Source organism: Cupriavidus oxalaticus (assembly GCF_038900635.1).
Taxonomy (GTDB): domain Bacteria; phylum Pseudomonadota; class Gammaproteobacteria; order Burkholderiales; family Burkholderiaceae; genus Cupriavidus; species Cupriavidus oxalaticus_B.
This window is the reverse complement of record NZ_JAYMRX010000022.1, coordinates 94147-113836: the sequence shown is the minus strand read 5'-3', so window position 1 is coordinate 113836 and position 19690 is coordinate 94147. Positions and strand designations below refer to the sequence as shown.

Genomic DNA, 19690 nt, shown 5'->3' with positions numbered 1-19690 from the left:
GCCGCATTGTTCACGAACCGGCACATTTTCCGGGGTTCGGCAACAGCAATCGGTACCCATGGAACCATGCGGTATATTCGGTTCGTCGACAACACGCTCAATTGGAAGGCATGGCCAAGAAATCGATTCGGGTATCGCACGTCGCGGTACCGGGTGACCTGAGTGTCCTGAAACTGAAGGGCTATCTGAGATCTGCACTGGCTGAAGTGGCGCAGGGTACCGGCGACGAAGAAATCCTGCTGGTCAAGGTGCTGGTGCCACGGCCACTAGGCATGCGAGCCGGTGAAAAGCTATTCGACAAGGTCTTGCAAGGAATCGTCGACAAGGATCGGCGCGTGTTTCGGGTATCAGTCGGTTTTGTTGACGGTGAGGTTACGCCAGAGAAGATAGCGGAAAGCGAGGTGCGAACGCAGAAGGAAATTGACGAGTACGGGCATTTGCTCCAGGAGTCGACGGACGACGAGCGGCCCGGCTGACTATCTTGAGGTGGCCCGGGCATTAGTGCAAAGCGCGTTCTCGTAAGTCACGGGTCCCGAGTGCGTGGTGGCTGATGGGACTTACACCGCAACTGCTCTGCTGAAGCTTGAGGCAGGCAGCCTTCAACGGATTCCCGCGGATGTGCGCGCCGTCTTTACCGTGACCGCTTAGAATCCAACCGCCATCTCGACACCCTAGTCCCCGTTGGCCTCGCCGTCAGGCCGTGTCGTGTCGCCCACCTCGCGGATCGGGGTCACGGCGCGGCCGCCGCAGTTGCGCAGCAGGTCTCGCAACTCGTTGATGACCGGAAATACCTCGTGGTTCCAGTCGCCCCCCTGCTTGTCGTGGGCCTCTTGCTCGCGCTCGACGATCCAGCGGTCCTCCTTGAAGATGCGTTCTGTGAACCAGACCAGCAGCGGCCATGCCAGGTCCAGTGCAAACGGAATGCCGGGCTTGCGGATGGAAAGCAGGCCAAACGTCCGGTTGGTGCGCTGCGCCGCATCCAGCGGCACGTAGACGATCCACAGGTCCATCACTAACGTGCCGTCGCCCGAGTGGATCTGGAGGGTCTGGTACGGATATCCGGTGCGCACCGTCATAACGTCCTTGTCCCGATCGCCGTTCTTCTTGCTGGCGCCAAACACCAAGGCCTCGCCCACAGGCTGCTTGCCTTCCATGCGCGCGAACGTGTAGTCCACTTCCACCCAGTCCTCGCCGCGACGGCGGCCTAGCGAGCGCGCACGCATCTGCCCCATCTGCCGCCGGTGTAGGAACTGGTGGTTCATGTCCATCAGGTTCTCGTGCATGAAGGAGTAGTGGCACTTGACCTCGCGGCCAAAGCGACGCGTGTTGTACGCCTTGTCTGCCACCGATGGCAGAGCGGGCAGCGGCCGCTCTTTGGCAATCGCCACATCGCCAGGAAAGACAAAGATCAGGCCGTGCACCTCGCGGCAGGGATAGGCACGCACGCCGTTGGGCAGGCGCTCACGCCCGAGGTATGGCACATCGACGCAGCGGCCGGTGCACTCATAAGTCCAGCCGTGATAGCCGCAGCGGATGGACTCGCCTTCCACCACGCCCGCGTGCAGCGGCACCTGCCGGTGTGCGCAACGATCTTCCAGTGCGAAGAGCCTACCGGACTCGGTACGCACCAGCACGATCGGATCGCCGGCAAAATGCACCCCGCGGGCTTTGCCTCGCTTGACCTCATTTGACCAGGCCAATGGATACCAGTGATCGGGATGGATGGGCACACGGCGCAGGTCGGGCAGGGGCGCGTTAGCGCGCGGGCCGATGGCGCTGATATCCGGCAAAGGCACTGCATCCATGCGTGACGCCCTCCTCGCATGACGGGAGCTTCGACCGCCGCCACAAGCTGACGGGGATCTGGCGCAGTTTACGCGAAGTCCGCCGAACTCACTGAAATCCCGTTCTTTATATGGTGTGCTTGATATTGTGGAAGGCTGAAGGTCATGGCCACCTTCGGCCAATCGACCCCGTATCCTGGTGGGGCTGGCATGGCCGACAACGCGACGGGGTATTGAGGCGGCGGGCGTCCGGTGCTTGGTATGGAGCTGACGCTCAACTGTCCGCGCCACCGCCCCGGGAAACGGCCGAAACTGGCCGGCAAGCGCCTGATCGACGCCTGCCTCGGGTACGCGGAGGCAGGCCGACAGGAGCCGACCCTTCTACGCCGGTCGAGTCTTCCACAACTCGATGGCGGCTATCCGAATCCAGCGGTCATCCGCCTCCACTGTCGCTCCGGCTCTTGATCGGCCGAAGCCGCCGGTACGTGTTTGACGTGTCTGATTTTGCTCAGCGAAATGGCGTCTCATCATTGAAGGCAAGAGGGAAGGCAACGCGCTCCACCCGGGTACTGTCCTCGATGTCCCAGACGCCGAACGCGTCCTCGGCGATCTCTTCGATGCGGGTCTGATCCTGCACGGTCTCGCAGACCCCGCAACGTACGGCAACGCCACACGAGGCGCTGGCTACCGTACCGGCTCGCTGAATTCTTGCCGTGGGCGGGACTCGGCGCGCGTGGGATTCGACGCAGCAGCTCGCGGTAACTTGATCCAACCGTCTCTTCGGGTGCGGCTTTGGTGGCGCGCCCGGCCCGTGCCGACACGGCTAGCGTGGCGTGTGCTGCCCTCTCATCGCGGATGCGCCAGCCCAATCCAATCGCACCGCGATCGCCGAGGTGTATTCTAAGTTGGTGCTGCAGCGTCGTGCCGCGGAAACGGCATGGTGTAGCGCATCTGCCCGGGCGTGGCGAATGAATGTAGCCTCCTCTTATCCTGCGAAGCGCAGCAGCCTAGAGCAGAATGCAAGATGAGCCCTTCACATGGTTTCAGTGCCAACGGGTAACAGCCCAAGCCTTCAAGTCTTGTGGGAGGACGGCGAGCGCGTCTTCTGTCGAGGGGTGCGCGCTGGCGGGAGGGGCGACCATGACGTCCTGCTTGCACGGCCTGCCGCGGAGCACCCCCCGCCCGACAGTTTTGACCGTCTGGCCCACGAATTCAGCCTGAAGGATGACCTCGATGGCTCGTGGGCGTTGCGGCCCCTGGAACTGGTGCGCGAGGGCGGCCGGCTCTTGCTGGTGCTCGAGGACCCCTGTGGCGAACCGCTTGCTTGGCTGCTCGGGGTGCCCATGGAAACCGGGGAATTCCTGCGGCTCGCGGTCGGGATCGCCGCGGCGCTGGTCAAGCTCCACCAGCGCGGCCTCGTCCACAAGGATCTCAAGCCCACCCATATCCTTGTAAATTGCGCCGACGGGCAGGTACGGTTCACCGGCTTCGGCCTGGCCTCGCGGCTGCCGCGCGAGCGGCAGGCGCCCGAACCACCCGAGACCATCGCCGGCACGCTTGCCTACATGGCGCCCGAGCAGACCGGCCGCATGAACCGCTCGATCGACTCGCGCAGCGACCTCTATGCCTTCGGCGTCACGCTCTACGAAATGCTCACGGGCGCGCTGCCGTTTGCGGCCACCGACCCCATGGAGTGGGTCCACTGCCACATTGCGAGGAAGCCCGTGCCGCCCAGGGCGCGGCTGGAGACGGTCCCTGCCGTGGTGTCCAACATCGTGATGAAGCTGCTGGCCAAGACGGCCGAGGAGCGCTACCAGACCGCCGTGGGTGTCGAGCATGACCTGCAGCGCTGCCTGGACGACTGGCAGCGCCGGCGCGATGTCCATGACTTCCCTCTCGACGAGCATGGCATGCCCGACCGGCTGATGATCCCGGAGAAGCTGTACGGGCGGGAGCACGAGGTCAACACGCTGGTGGCTTCGTTCACGCGCATTGTCAGGAGCAGCGAGCCGGAGCTGGTCCTGGTTACCGGCTATTCCGGCATCGGCAAGTCCTCGGTCGTCAATGAGCTGCACAAGGTGCTGGTGCCCTCTCGAGGAATTTTTGCATCGGGCAAGTTCGACCAGTACAAGCGCGACATTCCCTATTCGACGCTGGTGCAGGCGTTTCAAGGCCTGGTGCAGACACTTCTCGGCAAGCGCGACGCGGAACTGGCGAGCTGGCGCGACGCGTTGCAGGAGGCGCTGGAAGCCAATGCCCGGCTTATGACTGACCTGATTCCTGAGCTGAAGCTCATCATAGGCGAGCCCCCACCGGTCCCCGTGCTTGAGCCACAACAGGCGCAACACCGTTTCCTGCTGGTGTTTCGGCGCTTCATCGGCGTATTTGCGCGCGAGGAGCATCCACTCGCGCTCTTCCTCGACGATCTGCAGTGGCTCGACGCGGCGACGCTCGACCTGCTCGAGGATCTGCTGGCCGGCTCGGAACTGCGGCACCTGATGCTGATCGGCGCCTACCGCGACAACGAGGTCGATGTCACACATCCTCTGATGGCCAAGCTTCAGGCCATCCGGAACGCGGGGGTCAAGATCGATGAAATCAAGCTTGCGCCACTCTCCCGTGCCCACATCAATCAGCTGATCGCGGAGGCGCTTCACTGCGCACCGGAGCGCATCGCGCTGCTGGCCCAGTTGGTGCATGACAAGACCGCCGGCAATCCGTTCTTCGTGATCCAGTTCCTGCACGCACTCGTCGATGAAGACCTGCTCACCTTCGATCATGACGCGGGGCGTTGGTGCTGGGAGCCCGATCGCATCCATGCCAAGGGGTACACCGACAACGTCGTGGACCTGCTGGTCGGCAAGCTGACCCGCCTGCCGGCCGAGACGCAGCAGGCCTTGCAGCAACTGGCCTGTCTCGGAAACGTCGCCGGGATCTCGGCATTGTCGGCCGTCCTCGGCATGCCGGAGGCCGAGGTCCACGCGGCGTTATGGGAGGGGATCCGCCAGGAACTGGTCGAGAAGCTGGAGGGCGCCTACGCGTTTGTTCACGACCGGGTCCATGAAGCCGCCTATTCGCTGATCCCCGTAGACTCGCGCGCCGGGGCCCATCTGCGGATCGGGCGGCTGCTGGCCGCGCAGACGCCACCGGAAAAGCGAGAGGAGGCGATCTTCGAGATAGTGGGTCAGCTCAATCGCGGCGCAGCGCTGATCACTGACCAGGACGAACGGGAGCAACTGGCCGAGTCCAACCTGGTGGCCGGCAGGCGCGCCAAGGCATCGACAGCCTACGCCTCGGCGCTCACCTATCTCGCCAAGGGCGCGGAGCTCATGAGCGACGATTGCTGGGAGCGTCGGCATGGGCAGATCTTTGCGCTGGAGCTGGGCCGTGCCGAATGCGAATTCCTGACCGGGCAGGTGGCGGCCGCAGACGAGCGACTGGCCAAGCTATCCAACCGCGCGACGACAACGGTCGAACGCTCCCTCGTGGCGTGCCTGCAACTGGATGTCTGCCTGGTCCTCGACCAGGGTGGCCGCGCGGTCGATGTTTGCCTCGCCTTCCTCCGGCATGTCGGCATCGAGTGGTCTCCCCATCCGAACGACGAAGAGGTGCGGCGCGAATACGATCGCATCTGGTCGCTGCTTGCGGGCCGGACAATCGAGGAACTCGTCGACTTGCCGCTGATGGAGGACGCGGCCTCCCTTGGAACCGTCGAGGCGCTGAGCAAGCTCTTCGCCCCCGCAGTGCAGACGGATGCGAACCTGACAGACATGACGATCTGCAAGGCCGTCAGTTTCAGTATAGAGCGGGGTAACTGCGATGCCTCATGCGTGCTCTATGCCAATGTCGGCAGGGTCGCCGGACAGCGCTTCGGCGATTACCAGGCCGGATACCGGTTCGGCCGGGTCGGCTGCGAACTCGTCGATCGGCGCGGGCTCAGGCGCTTCGAGGCAGGGACGTTTCTGTTCTTCTCGAACTTTGTTGTGCGCTGGATGAAACCCGTGCGGACATGCCGCGATCTGCTGCGTCGCGCTTTCGCCGCCGCGAACCGGATCGGCGACCTTCCGTATGGCGCATACTGCGGCAACAGCCTCATCTCGGACCTGCTCTTTGCCGGCGAGACGCTGCATGAGGTACAGGCCGAAGCCGAGCGCGGCCTGGCGTACGCCGAGAAGATGCGCTTCGGAATGGTGGTTGACTTTATCGACACGCAACTTGCGCTGGTCCGCATGCTGCGCGGCTTCTCGCGGAAATTCGGCTGCTTTGACGACGATCGGTTCGACGAGCGTCGCACCGAAGCGCATCTGTCCAGCAACCCGGGCCTGGCGATCGGCGCGTGTTGGTACTGGGTCAGGAAATTGCAGGCGCGCTATCTTGCCGGCGACTATGCGGTTGCCATGGAGGCCGCGTCGAATGCGCAGAAGCTGCTCTGGACCTCAACGTCGTTCTTTGAGGAAGCCGAGTACCACTTCTTCGCCGCGCTGACCCATGCCGCGCTGTGCGACACCGCCCCGGCCGGCGAGTGGCCGCAGCACCTGGATGCGATGGCTGCGCATCACACGCAACTGCAGGCATGGACGGAGAATTGCCCCGAGAACTTCGGCAGCCGCACCGCGCTGGTCGCTGCCGAGATCGCACGGATCGAAGGCCGTGCCGGGGATGCGGAGCAGCTTTACGAGCAGGCGATTCGCCTGTCGCAGGAAAGCGGCTTTGTCCACACCGAGGCGCTCGCCAACGAACTCGCGTCGCGCTTTTACGCTGCGCGCGGTCTCGACAAGATCGCGCGTGTGTATCTGCAGGACGCCCGCTACGGCTACCTGCGCTGGGGCGCCGATGGGAAGGTGTGGCAACTCGAGCGGACGTCGCCGTACCTGAGGACCGAGGAGCCCGCACTCGACCCGACCAGCACGATCGCAGCGCCGGTCGAACACCTCGACCTGGCGACGGTGATCAAGGTGTCGCAGGCCGCCTCGGGCGACATCGTGCTGGACAAGCTGATCGACATGATCATGCGTACCGCCATTGAACAGGCCGGCGCCGAACGGGGGCTGCTGATTCTGTCGGACGGCGGCGACCCACGGGTGGCGGCCGAAGCGACGACTGGCGGCGACGCGACCCGGATGCAGCTGCGCGACGTGCCGGTGAACGCGGCGATGCTGCCGGAGTCGATCCTCTACCATGTCCTGCGCACCCGCGAGAGCAGCTTTCTGGACGATGCCGCGGCCGAGCCTTCGTTTGCCGCAGACCCGTACATCCGGCAGCATCGCGCCCGCTCCATCCTCTGCCTGCCCCTGATGAACCAGGCGAGGCTCACCGGCGCGCTCTACCTTGAAAACAACCTGACTGCCCGCGTGTTCAGCCCGGCGCGGATCGCCGTGCTGAAGCTGGTGGCCTCGCAGGCCGCGGTCTCGCTGGAGAATGCCCGCCTGTACCGCGATGTCGCCGAACGCGAAGCGAAGATCCGGCGCCTCGCCGACGACAACATCATCGAGATCAAGCAGGCGGAGGAGAAGGTCCGCGAGAGCGAGCGGCGCTATCGCGAGGTACAGACGGAACTTGCGCATGCGAACCGCGTCGCCGCGATGGGCCAGCTCACGGCCTCGATCGCTCACGAAGTCAACCAGCCGATCGCCGCAACGGTCACCAACGCCGAGGCCGCGCTGCGGTGGCTTGGCGCCAATCCGCCTGACGTGGAGGAGGTTCGGCAGGTGCTCGGCCGTATCATCGACGACGGCATCCGAGCGGGTGCCGTGGTCGGCCGCATCCGTGAACTGGTCAAGAAGGCGCCGCCGCGGAAGGAACCGCTGGACCTCAACAAGGCAATCCGCGAGGTGATCGAGCTCACCCGCGGCGAAGCAAGGAAGCACGAGGCCTCGGTGCAGACACAGCTGGCGGACGAATTGCCGGTGATTCAGGGAGACCGCGTCCAGTTGCAGCAAGTCCTTCTCAACCTGCTTATCAACGCGATGGAGGCTACCAGCGGTGTCAGCGACGGTGTGCGGGAACTGGTGATCTGTACCGGGCAAGCGGAGGAGGGCGGCGTGCTCGTGGCGGTGAGCGATTCGGGGCCGGGACTTGCGCCGGATATCGCCGAGCGCGTTTTCGCCCCCTTCTACACGACCAAGTCAACCGGCCTGGGGATGGGGCTGTCCATCTGCCGTTCGATCATCGAAGCACACGGCGGCCGGTTGTGGGCCAGCGCGAACGTGCCCCGTGGCGCGGTCTTCCAATTCACGGTGCCAGCCCATCCAGACGTTTCGTCGTGATAGCCACGCAGCGGGAGGACATCTTGCGCGGTTGCCACCCGAATGTGCGCGTGCCAGTTCAGCGAGACCGCGCGACACGACGCTGAACTGAGTGGTCCGTTGCCAGGAGTGGAGCGGACATTCAATTGCCCGAGCGCGATTGGGGGCCGAGGACCGCTCGTGGCCGCTAGCTGCCTTCGCCGAGCGGGCCTCCCTGGAAATGGCGATCGAATGCTTATCGCTGATCTGTGGAAGTGGTATCCCCACGCGCATACACGGCAATCGCCAATTCCGAGCGCCCTCAGGGCATCACCGGAGGATTGTAGGAAAGCGTCGCGGCGAAAGCCCATAGCATGAACAGAACCAGCGGCGTATGCACCAGCAACTGGGTGAAGGTGAAGCCGACCACGTCCTTGGCCCGGATGCCGAGCACACCGAGCAATGGCAGCATCCAAAAAGGATTGATCAGGTTCGGCAGAGCTTCAGCGGCGTTGTAGACCTGCACTGCCCACCCAAGGTGGACCTTCAGCTCGTTGGCGGCCTGCATCACGTAAGGTGCCTCGATGATCCACTTGCCGCCGCCGGACGGCACGAAGAAGCCAAGCACGGCGGAGTACACGCCCATGACCGCCGAGAACGACTCGGTGGTCGCCATCGAAACAAAGACCGACGCCAGATGGTGCGAGAGCGTGGCGCCGTCGACGCCCGTTGGCTTCGTCAGGATATAGGCGATGCCGCCGTACAGCGGGAACTGAATCAGAACGCCAGCCGTGGATGGCACTGACTTCGCTACGGCGCGGAGAAAGCGCTTCGGGCGCCAGTTCAGCAGCATGCCGAGCAGCAGGAACAGGAAGTTGTAGGTATTCAGATTGGAGATGGCAACAATCGGATTTTTGGCGGAAAACTCCTGGTAAAGCCAGCTCGCGCCCATGGCGACCAGAGCCAACGTCAGGATCGGACTGTACTCCAGCCATTCGCCCGGCCGGGATGGCCGCGCGACAACGTCAGCGGTGTCGTTCAGGTCAACCCCCATATCGGCCGCCGTGCGGGCACGCGCCTCGGTAGGGGCCGAGAAGTACGCCACCGCCAGGGACACGACGATCAGCACGGCGGTCATCGCCATTGATTGCCAAAGAAAGATCGTATCGGAGAACGGGATGACCCCGGTGATATCCAGCAACGATTTGGGCAGGCTGGCGGGATTGGCCTGTAGTTGCGCGGCGGAGGAACTGAGCCCCAGTGCCCAGGTTGCCCCCAATCCGAGGTAGGCTGCCGCGCTGGCTGCCCTGTAGTCGACACGCAAGCCGCGGCGCCTGGCGACGGCGCGTACCAGCAAGCCACTGAAGATCAGGCTGATCGCCCAGTTGAGCAGCGACGTCGACAGGCTCACGAGTGCCACGAAGGCCACGGCGCCGCGCGCTGTGCGCGGCAAGGCTGCGAGGCGGTCGATCAGCATGGCTGCCGGCGGCGACACCGCCACCACGTAGCCGGCGATTGCGCCCACGGCCATCTGCATGGTGAAAGGGATCAGGCTCCAGAAGCCGTCGCCAAAGGCCTTCGCCACGGCCGGCGCTGGCGCGCCCACCGTCATGGCGCCCAACGCCACCACCACGACGGCGATGGCCGCGAACACATACGAGTCCGGGAACCACCGCTCGGACCAGTCGGTCATCCGTATCGCCAGGCGTTCCAGCCCGCCTTGCTGTCGCTTCCCGGCATCCGCGAATTCCATGCTTGTCGTCTCTTTCATGCTGATCTCCTTGGCAGTTTCCTTCATCGTTCTAATGGTTCGCTACGGCCTCAAAACACATGGCGGCCGCGGCCAGGTCTTCCAGCGCGGTCCCCACCGCCTTGAACACCGTAATCTCCTGCGCCGAGCACCGGCCCGCATGCCCGGCCCGGCACAGGCCGGCCAGGTCGCTGCGGATGTCTTCGCGGGCGATCACGCCGTTGGCGATGGGAGACAGCAGGTCGCCGGCCTTGCAAACGGCTTCGTCCGTATCGACAAACACCGAGGTGCCGTCGAAGCACGCGTCATCGGCCTCCCGCATGGCAGGCGTGAAGCCACCGATCAGGTCGACGTGGGTGCCGGGGCGGAGATATTCCCTCCGGATCAGCGGCTCGGCGGACAGCGTTGCCGCGCTGACGATATCGACCGCACAGGTTTCGGCATCGAGCCGGTCGACCACATGGGCATCGAAGCCATCGGCGCACAGGTGTGCAGCCAGCCGATGGGCCTGGTCCGCGTTGATATCCCACACGCCGACGCGCCGGATTGGGCGCACGGTGCGATAGGCATAGGGAAGCAGGCTGGCCACGCGGCCGGCGCCCAGCACCAGCATCGAAGTGGCATCTTTGCGGCTCAGGAAGCAGGCAGCGAGCGCCGACGCCGCGGCTGTCCGCCGGGAAGTAATTTCATTGCCGTCGATCAACGCCAGCGGCTTGCCTGTCTCCGCACGGTACAGGATGTAGGTGGAGTAAAGTCCCGGCAGCTTGCGCCGGTGGTTACCGGGATAAACGCACACGGTCTTCACACCCATGTATCCGCTCGCCGCATTCCACGCCGGCATCAGCAACAGCGTGCCCGGCTCGCCCGGCGCAACGGTGACCATATGGTTGTGCCGCAGCGGCACCTCGCAACCAGACGCGAAGGCGTCCTTCAGGACTGTGACAAGGCGGTCGAACGGCAGGGACGCCCGCGTGGTGGGCGCGTCGATGTTCAGCATGGAGATAGCTCTTCAGAGGAATGGGTATGGCGATTCATGCGTCAATGACAAGGTCGCTTGCAGGCACCGCCTGGCACGCCAGGCATACGCCGGGGTCATCGGGCGCCTCGCCATGCAAGTGGTGTACGGTCCCGGATACGACCCGGACGGCACAGCTCTCGCACTGGCCGACGCGGCAGCCGCTAGGCAGCCGAATGCCCAGTGCTTCGGCGAAGCCGAGCAGGGGACCATGTTCGGGGCGCCACGAAAGAGTGATGTCAGACCTGCGGAACCGTACCTGGAAGGCCTGACCGGCCTCGATCCGCGGCGCCGCCGGCGAGCGGAAGATCTCCTTCTGGATATCGAAGCGCGGCAGGCCCCTCGCGGCCAGCCCGGCGGCAAACGCCTTCATCATGGCGTCAGGCCCGCACATGTAGACCAGCGGGCGCGAGGCCAGCAGCGCATCCGGCACGGCCGCCGCAGAGACGCGCCCTTGCACCTGGAAGTCGCTGCCGAGGATGTCGCCATCCGCGGGAGCGTCATAGAAATTGATCACCGTGAGCGCAGGGATCAGTCCTTTTAGTTCGCGCAGCCGGTCCCTGAAGGCATGCGTGGTGCCGTTCTGGTTCGCATACAGCAGCAGTATTCGGGGCGGCTCCTGTTGATCGACGAGCGATTCCAGCAGGCTGATGAATGGCGTGATGCCGATGCCGCCGGCCAGCAGGACCAGCGGTCTTGCCGTACGCGTCGGCATGACGAATGTGCCAGCGGGCGCGCGCAACTCGATGGTGTCGCCGACCGCCAGTTGCGTGTTGATGAAGGACGAGGCGACGCCGGATACCACCTCGCCGCTGGCGAGCCGGGTCCTCGCGTGCCGCACGGCGATCGCATAGTTGCGGCGGTCCGTGACGGCCGCGGGTCCGGTCAGCGAATAGGAGCGGACCGCCTCCAGCTTGCCGGTGCCGACAAAGAACCTGATGGTTGCGTGCTGGCCTGGCAGGTAGTCCGGCAGTCGGCCACCGTCGGCAGGCGCCATGTGTACCGCGGTTACATCATCGGCTTCCTTGCGCAGCGCGACGATGCGAAACGGGCGATATCCCTCCCAGCGCCTGCGCCTTATATCGAACGCAGCGTCGCGTTCCACGTTGCAGCGGCAGGATCGCAGCGGCGAGGAGCCGCTGACCGGATCCTGGCGGGTTGCATCGATCAGCGCGTTGAAGTTCGCGCTGTCCGTGCCAAGCGCGGCGGTGGGCTGCTGACCCATGGCATCGCACCCTTGCCACCATCCATACTCGCCAACCAACACGGCGGGATGCAGCCCCGGCTGGACGCGCGCGGTAAATCGCGCGCTGCCGGCCGGCGTCGACACCCGGACGGGATCTCCCGTGCGGATACTCCTGGCCGCGGCAATCTCGCCGGAAATATCGAGCTGCGGCAGCAATGCCTTGCGACGCAAGGACGCCACGGCGCGCTGCTGGCTGTGGCAGTAGTAGCCGTTCTTCGCCGACGTCATCAGATAGGGAAACGATCCGCTCGCCTGTGCTGCATCGTTCCGTGCCGATTCCGGCAGGCCGGGCAGCGGCGGGTAGCCATGCCGGAGCAGGCGCTCGGAGTAGAGCTCGACCAGCCCGGTCGGCGTATTGAAAGGCCGATCGTCGGTGCCGGCGGCGTACTTCATCTCCACGTCCTCGACCGGCACGCGAATCCCTTCCGGGGCGTCACGCAGCCCCGCCACGGTCAGCCCCATCGGCGCCAGCATGTGGTTCCAGCCGGCTTCGAGGCTGCCGCCGAAGAAGGCCTCGCCGAGCCCCATGCGCGCGGCCAGTGCGAACACGATGTCGTTGTCAGAGCGGGTTTCGCCGCGCGGCGCGACCATGCGCTGGCGCAACTGCACGAGCTGCTCGGCCACGGCGGACACCTCGAAGCCGATTCGCAGGCCTTCGCGTTCCCAGGGTGTGTTCACCGGCAGCAGGATGTCCGCGTACCTGGCGCTCGGGTTCTCGAACAGGTCGCAATGCACGTAGAACTCCAGTTCGCGCAGGGCCTGCTCTCCGTTGGCAACATCGGGCTGCGACAACAGCACATTGGTCCCGAACGCAATCAGCGACGTAACCGCATAAGGGGCCTTGTCCGTGATCGCGCGGTAGAGGTCCGGTGCCGTGACCCAGCCTTGCGCCGGCGGACCGAGCGGACGCGAATCCAGCCCCAGCGCCTTGCGCGCCTGATCCGGGCTCAGCAGGTCAAACCGGCTTACCGCGTTGAACGGCGGCTTGCGATAGACGCGGTTGCCGCCGCGGCGGTCGAAGCTGCCCGTCAACGCATACAGGCAGGCAATGGCGCGCTCCGTCTGCGTGGCGTTCTCATGCTGGCCGACGCCGGACCAGGCGTGATACGCGATGCGGCCAGCCGCGCCGATCAGGCTCGCCGCACGCCGGATATCGCCCTCCGCGATCCACGTCAGCGCGGCCGCGCGCTCGACCGGATAGCGTGCGCACTCCGCCGCATACAAATCGAAGGCCGGCTGGCACAGCAGGGATTCCCTTTCGCCGCCGCCGCTTAGCGAGATGGCAAAGGTGCCGCGCAGCGCGATGTGCTCCGCGTCATCGACGGCCTTGCCGGCCGGCACCGCCATGCGCTGGCGCGTGTCCCAGACCAGCAGGCTGTCCGCATCGGCCAGGCCGATGTCGTGCCCGCGCAGGAAGGCACCGTTGTCCTGGCGCACGAGCAACGGGCCATTGGTCCAGCGCCTGACAAAATCGATATCGAACGCGTTGGCCTCGATCAGCACGTTGGCCAGCGCCATGGCCAGCGCGGCATCGCTGCCGGGCTTGACGCGCAGCCACTGGTCGGCGTCGTCCGCCAAGGCCGTCTGTCGCGGGTCCACCACGATGAGCCGGGCGCCGCGTGCCCGCCCGGCGCCGATCGCCTCTGCCTGCGACAGCCACGTATTGGTCGGGTTGTGGCCCCACAGCAAGATCAGTTCGGCATTGCGGTAGTCCGCCGTCGGCATGCCGCAGCCGAAGGTGAAGGCGTGCGCGAAGTCCTTGTGCCAGTTGCAGATCTCGGTGGCGTAGCAGATGTTCGGGCTGCCATAGAGGCGGACAAAGCGCTCGATCCAGTCGATGCTGTCCGACAGCGGCGTGCCGCTGGGCGTCGTCACCGCGAACGCGACGGACTCGGCGCCGCGCGTGGCGCGCGTGCGCAGCAGGCGCGCGGCGATCTCATCGAGCGCCTCGTCCCAGGAAATGCGCACCCAGCCCGGATCGTCCGTCCCTTTCGGATTGGTCCTGCGCATGGGGTACAGAACCCGATCGGCGCTGTGCACCAGTTCCGGGGCAGCCTTGCCCTTCAGGCACATCGCCTTGCCCGTGGGGTGGTCGCTGTCCGGGCGGACCGCGACCAGCGTCTCGCCGTCGACGACGTTAACCGTGCCGCAACGCGAACGGCACAACGTGCAAAACCCCTTCTTTTCCACTTCGCTCATCGCCAGATCCCAGCAACTTGTCTTCGAGCTGGATGCTAGCTAGCATGGAGCGTTATAGCTAATTCATAGTTTTGACATTGCAATATCGGACAAATCGATGCTGCCGACACTGCTGGTTTCCAACCTGCCTGAGATGCAGCACGTCGGCTGCGAAACGCTGCTGCGCTCGGCGCGTCAGCTCTGGGGACATCCGGACCATCCGCTGATGCAGCAGGAAGAGATCAGCCTGTCCGACGTGGCGCGGCACGACTATATCCTGCTCGACATGGATGAGCATATCGCCACAGTGATCAAGTACTGGGGGCAGTACGGGCTCTCGCCAAACGTGCGCCTACAAAGCTGTTCGATCGAGGCCGTGCGCAGTCTGGTGGCGTCGGGGCGCGGCGTATCTATCCTGTCCGATCTCGTTTATCGACCCTGGTCGCTGGAAGGGCAGCGCATCCTGCGGCGCGGTCTCTCTGACAGGGTGCCGTCCATGGACGTCGGATTGATCTGGCGGCTCGACGCCGGGGCAGACCCGCAGACGCAAAGCTTGCGGGAATTCTTGCGGGTTGCGCTGAGGGAAACGCTACGCTAGCGCCTTTACTTCGCCACCGATCTACTGTGGTGGTCAATCATCGCGATCAGATTCACTTGCCCTTCGAGTCGCTTTCTTGCGGATTGGTGCGCCATCCAGACGGCGAGGCCGGGATGACGATTTCCGACCCTGAGCCGCCGTTCAAATCGCGCGATGGTCAACTGCAAGTTCCGGACAAGTAAGGACATTCGGTATCGGTGGTACTTTGAGGCTTGTTTCAAGCATGAGGGCGCGTCACATCAAGGTAGAAATCATGAATGGCGGTGACCATCTGATTCAGTCCGGGCTGTTCCAGCGGATAGTGGCCGGCATTTTTGAGCATGGTCACTTTCACCGGTACGCGCCTGACTCGCCTCAGGAATAACTCACTCAGGTGCAGAGGCGTCCAGCGATCTTGCGCGGGTTGCGTCAGCAGAATCGGGCAGACATCAAAATCCTCTGGCTCGACTGCCGGCTGATAACCCGTGTAACTGGACAGAAAGCTCATGGTTACCCACTTCCCCGCAGAAGTTTTGTCCGCCAGGCAAGCGTTCAGCATGGCCTTGTCATTGACCAGCGTGTACATCTTGCTCGCGGCGGCCATGGGTATTCGCAGACCGGCGAACGGCGTCTGCGCTACCAGCGCCGCGAGCGGGCCGCCAACGCGGCTCATGAACAGGTTGTACGCGGTTTCGTCGCGAACTTGTTGCTCCCGTTGATCCAGAAAAGTCATGCCGACGATGCCTTTGACCTTTCTGTTCCGGGCGGCAACATGATACGTTTCCATACCTCCAGCGCTCAGTCCATAGAGGACAATAGGACGGTCGTCCTTTGCCAGCTCTACATCGATGAGATCGCTACCGGCCTGTACCCAGTCGTCATACCGTACCGGCCGGCCGCGACCCACCTGCGTCAACCCGTACTCTGGCATGTCGATGGCAATCGTCTCGAAGCCTTTGCGTGCAAGCGGGGCACCCAGGATGGTCGACATCTGGCGACCATTTGTGCCGACGCCATGGAAGAGAATGACCTTTACCGGCGCGGTGGCATTGCGATAGCAATCGAGGTGGATGCGATGCGGTCCCCAGGACCACCATTCCTCCTGCGGCTCTTGTCCCGGTTGAATTTGATACTCGGCGGGAAGGAAGCCTTGAATGTCTCGCCAATGTTGCTGCTGCGAATAAGTCTTCATTTTCGGTCGATTTCTGTTCAGGATCGCGGCGCGCTAAAGCCAGCGCGTGGTCATGCAGTGAGGGATGCGCTAGCTCGACTCTCAGGCGTACGACACCTCATAGCCCGAGCGCTCGAGAATGAAGGCACTGCCCATCAGCATCGACGGCGTCCTGTAACCTCCCGGTCCAGGATTGGTCAGGCAGCGCTGGGCGATGGCCAAGGCCGTGTCCGCCGTCATCGCGTAGACGTTGGGCGCCGACATCTTCATCGTGATGGCCTGCCCGTGGACATTCGTTGCCTGGGCCCAGAACTCTGTTCGCTCGGCGACGCGTGCATCGGCATCCGGGCCACCAGCAAAGAACCGCTCTGCCAGCCGGTAAAGCGCGTTCGATACGAAAGGGACGGCAAAGAACCGCCGCATGAAATTGGTGAGCCGCATCGGCAACCCGAGCGTCAGCGGCAGTGCGCAATACACGAGACCGTCCGGCACGCCGGTCGATACGCCGGCGGTAAATACGTCGCCCCACGGGATCGATACGCCCCAGCGCGTGCCACCGGGAAACGGGATGCGTCGAATGCGATAGGCATTAGGCACGGAAACGAGGCGGTGATTTCGTCGGATGAGCCCGCCGCTTGCCGCGGACTCCAGGATCGTTCTCGCGGTGCCGATACTCGGCTTCGTCCCGAAAGAAAACGCAAGGTCGATCCGTGAGGCATCGGGCATGCGCGCCTTCAACGCTGCGGCGAGACTGTCGGTGGGCACGATATCGAAGCCCGCGCCGGGGCAGAGCACGATGCCCGCGGCAGCCGCACGCGCATCCTGGGCATGACAGAGTTGGAAGACCGGGATTTCACCGCTAATGTCCACGTAATGCACATGCGCATCGATGCAGGCGTCGACGAAGGCGCTGGCGGTCGTGGAGAACGGCCCTGCGCAGTTCAGGACGACGGTGACGTCTTTGAGGTTTCCTTCTGTTCTGGCAACCTCGAAGGCCCTCATCTCAACGCCTAGCGCTTCCGCCAACGGTTTGAGCTTCTTGCTGTCTCTCCCCGCAATGATTGGCTGCAAGCCTTGGCGCACGGCTTCGCGCACGATCAGTTCGCCCGTGTAGCCGTATGCGCCGTAGATCATCAATCTTCTGCTCATTCCCATACTCGTTCCTACGATTCGCGTTGGCTCGCAAAAGGAAAATCAGGCCGCGCCGGTTCGCACGGACTGGTCGACCCCAGGTGCTTTCTCAGGAACGCCAGTTGCAGCGCGATATTCTCCAGGCACGCTGGCTCATCTTCGAGATGAAGGTCGAAGTGGCTACCATCCACGAGGTGAAATTCGCAGTCGGGAATGCGCATTGCCGCTTGGTAAGCTGCGTTTGCCGGCGTGACCGTGTCGCGTCGACCGGCAATGATGAGCGTCGGCGCTTTTACCCGATGCGTGCGGCGAAGCGGGCTATAGAACGGAACATCCAGAAAGACCCGCGACAGCACCTTGTTTTCCCAGCGTGCTCCTGGCGGAAGCAGCCGCGCATAGCCCTCCCAGCATTCGGCGCTAGTCAGGGCCGCCGCATCGCCGGGGCGCCCGACGATTCGGCTGTAGTGCGGCCGACCGAACAACCTGCCCGCGTGGTCGCACAGTGCTGCCATCGCCAATCGAAAGGTCACGCGCGCGGGCACCTGCCGCAGGCTTGCGATAGCGCTCACGTGTGGTACCTGAGCGATCACCGCATGAATCCGTCGATCGCTTGCGGCCGTTTCGATCACGTGTCCGCCCGAGAAAGAGGTTCCCCACAGAACGATGCGCCCGGTATCGATAGCGGAAAGCGTCCGCACGTGCCGGATAGCCGCGGCCCAGTCCGCAAGGTGCCGACGTGGGCTGACCCAATGCCTCGGCATGCCTTCGCTATCGCCGAAATTGCGATAGTCGAAGAGATAGACCGCATACCCTTCGTCAACGAAATGTCGTGCAAAGGCGGGTAATCCGGCCGCGCGAATCGCGCCGAAGCCATGTGCCATGACAATGACAGGCGGTCTCTCGACGGCATCCGGCCGCATGAGCGTCCCGGCGCAGTATTCGCCATCGCTCTTGAATGTGGAGTCGAAGGTGAGCATGGTTGACTCCGGTTCCATCGGTCGACAGGGATCGTGCATGAACAGCACCCTACGCGGACATGGCGCGACTGCCTTCCAGGCTTGCGGGAGATGCGGTCGCCCGGGCACCGGCATGCTTGAATTCCAGCGCGGGGTCGGCGATTGTTTGCTTCAGCAGCATCTCGCGATCGACCTCGAGGTTATGGAGAACGCGCCATGGCAACCCGCGTCCCTGGCGTGGCAGCACGCCCTGGCCGCGCTGTACATAGCCGGATTGCAGCGAGCCCAGAATCGATTCGTCGAGCATCTCGTCTGACGGCGCATGCGCCGTTACCATGTCGAAGCCGGCCTTATCCATATGCTTCAGCAGGCGGCAGACGTACCTTGCCGCCATATCGATCCTCAGTGTCCACGGCGCGTTCGTGTATCCGAACAGGTAGGCGAGATTGGGAACGTCCTGAAGCAGCACGCCCTTGTACGTCATCAGGCTGCTAGGATCGAGCTTGCGACCATTTACGCGTAGATTCATGCCCCCGAACGATTGCAGTTGGAGGCCGGTCGCCGTGACGATGATGTCAGCCTTCAGCACTTTGCCCGACTTCAGCAGAATGCCGTCTTCCGTGAAGGTCTCGATGTGGTCGGTCACGACGGACGCCTTGCCTTCGCGGATGACCGTGAACAGGTCGCCGTCCGGAACCGCGCAAAGCCGCTCGTCCCACGGGTTGTACCCTGGGGTGAAATGACGCATGTCCACGCCGGTGCCGACCTGCTTCTCGACGTGGGTCAGCAACCATGACCGGATCCGATGTGGCCAACGCTTGGCCGCCTTATAGATGAGGCGCTGCAGTCGGATATTGCGCCAGCGGGCCAGTCGATACACCCAGCGTGTCGGCAAGACACGGTCCAGCGTGGCCGAGATCTTGTCGTAGGCCGGCACAGAAAAGATGTAGCTCGGCGACCGTTGAAGCATCGTGACGTGAGCCGCATTTCCGGCCATCGCGGGAATGAGCGTGACGGCCGTTGCACCGCTGCCGATCACGACGATGCGCTTGCCGCGATAGTCGAGATCGTCCGGCCAGTGTTGCGGATGGATGCGCAAGCCGTTGAATCGTTCTTGTCCAGGAAACTGCGGCAGGTATCCGTGGTCGTGGTTGTAGTAGCCGGTGCATGGAACGAGGTACTGACAGGTAAAGGTCGAAGTTTCTCCGGTGTTCTCATGCCGGGCGATAACCGTCCAGCGGCGCTGTTCCGTCGACCACGACGCCTCTTCGATCTTGACGCCGAAATGGATGGATCGATCGACACCATATGCGCGAGCAGTGTCGGCAATGTACTGCCGGATCGACGGCCCGTCGGCGAGGACCTTATAGTCATGCCAGGGCCGGAATGCATAGCCGAAGCTGAACATGTCCGAATCGGAGCGGATCCCCGGATAGCGGAACAGGTCCCATGTCCCACCGATCGCGTGGCGGCGCTCGAGAATCGCGACGCGCTTCTCGGGACACTCGCTGGCCAGATGGCACGCCATGCCGATACCGGATATACCGGCGCCAATAATCAGTACGTCGTAGTCGGCCGTCATTGCATGTCTCCTCGCTGATTTTGAAAACTGACATGCGAACTCTAGCGACAGCGATACCCCGGCGTTTGACGCCATG

General features: G+C 63.8%; 12 protein-coding genes. 3 read left to right on the top strand and 9 right to left on the bottom strand.

The window, feature by feature from the left end:
• The first annotated feature begins 110 nt into the window (after positions 1-110).
• Positions 111-476, top strand: coding sequence for a hypothetical protein (locus VSR71_RS27240; RefSeq protein ID WP_342916878.1), 366 nt, complete (start codon positions 111-113; stop codon positions 474-476).
• A gap of 195 nt (positions 477-671) precedes the next feature.
• Here the strand turns inward: VSR71_RS27240 and VSR71_RS27235 are convergent, their stop codons facing one another.
• Complete coding sequence (locus tag VSR71_RS27235) at positions 672-1805, bottom strand: aromatic ring-hydroxylating dioxygenase subunit alpha (protein WP_342916877.1); 1134 nt, start codon at positions 1803-1805, stop codon at positions 672-674.
• Between the two features lie 487 nt (positions 1806-2292).
• On the bottom strand, positions 2293-2421 hold the full coding sequence (locus VSR71_RS27230) for a hypothetical protein (RefSeq protein ID WP_342916876.1): 129 nt from the start codon (positions 2419-2421) through the stop codon (positions 2293-2295).
• Between the two features lie 400 nt (positions 2422-2821).
• Between VSR71_RS27230 and VSR71_RS27225 the strand changes: the two genes are divergently transcribed.
• A complete protein-coding gene (locus VSR71_RS27225) occupies positions 2822-8050 on the top strand; it encodes a trifunctional serine/threonine-protein kinase/ATP-binding protein/sensor histidine kinase (protein ID WP_342916875.1) in 5229 nt (1742 codons plus the stop codon).
• 280 nt (positions 8051-8330) lie between these two features.
• Here the strand turns inward: VSR71_RS27225 and VSR71_RS27220 are convergent, their stop codons facing one another.
• Genes VSR71_RS27220 through VSR71_RS27210 form a run of 3 tightly spaced genes read right to left on the bottom strand, consistent with a single transcriptional unit; the run spans position 8331 to position 14218 of the window.
• Complete coding sequence (locus VSR71_RS27220) at positions 8331-9779, bottom strand: short-chain fatty acid transporter (RefSeq protein WP_342916906.1); 1449 nt, start codon at positions 9777-9779, stop codon at positions 8331-8333.
• 31 nt (positions 9780-9810) lie between these two features.
• Positions 9811-10755 (bottom strand): ornithine cyclodeaminase family protein, encoded by a 945-nt coding sequence (locus VSR71_RS27215; protein ID WP_342916874.1) that lies wholly within the window; start codon positions 10753-10755, stop codon positions 9811-9813.
• Positions 10756-10789: 34 nt separating this feature from the next.
• A complete protein-coding gene (locus VSR71_RS27210) occupies positions 10790-14218 on the bottom strand; it encodes a molybdopterin-dependent oxidoreductase (protein WP_342916873.1) in 3429 nt (1142 codons plus the stop codon).
• Positions 14219-14315: 97 nt separating this feature from the next.
• Between VSR71_RS27210 and VSR71_RS27205 the strand changes: the two genes are divergently transcribed.
• On the top strand, positions 14316-14795 hold the full coding sequence (locus VSR71_RS27205) for a LysR substrate-binding domain-containing protein (protein ID WP_428979466.1): 480 nt from the start codon (positions 14316-14318) through the stop codon (positions 14793-14795).
• Positions 14796-15012: 217 nt separating this feature from the next.
• On the opposite strand, the gene VSR71_RS27200 is transcribed toward VSR71_RS27205, so the two are convergent.
• From VSR71_RS27200 to VSR71_RS27185, 4 genes are all read right to left on the bottom strand, one after another.
• Positions 15013-15966, bottom strand: coding sequence for an alpha/beta hydrolase (locus VSR71_RS27200; RefSeq protein WP_342916872.1), 954 nt, complete (start codon positions 15964-15966; stop codon positions 15013-15015).
• 81 nt (positions 15967-16047) lie between these two features.
• The gene (locus VSR71_RS27195; RefSeq protein WP_342916871.1) at positions 16048-17079 is read right to left on the bottom strand and encodes a saccharopine dehydrogenase family protein; all 1032 of its coding nucleotides are present in this window, start codon (positions 17077-17079) and stop codon (positions 16048-16050) included.
• A 29-nt stretch (positions 17080-17108) separates the two neighbouring features.
• Complete coding sequence (locus VSR71_RS27190) at positions 17109-18053, bottom strand: alpha/beta hydrolase (RefSeq protein ID WP_342916870.1); 945 nt, start codon at positions 18051-18053, stop codon at positions 17109-17111.
• 49 nt (positions 18054-18102) lie between these two features.
• The gene (locus VSR71_RS27185) at positions 18103-19614 is read right to left on the bottom strand and encodes an NAD(P)/FAD-dependent oxidoreductase (RefSeq protein WP_342916869.1); all 1512 of its coding nucleotides are present in this window, start codon (positions 19612-19614) and stop codon (positions 18103-18105) included.
• Positions 19615-19690: the final 76 nt, after the last annotated feature.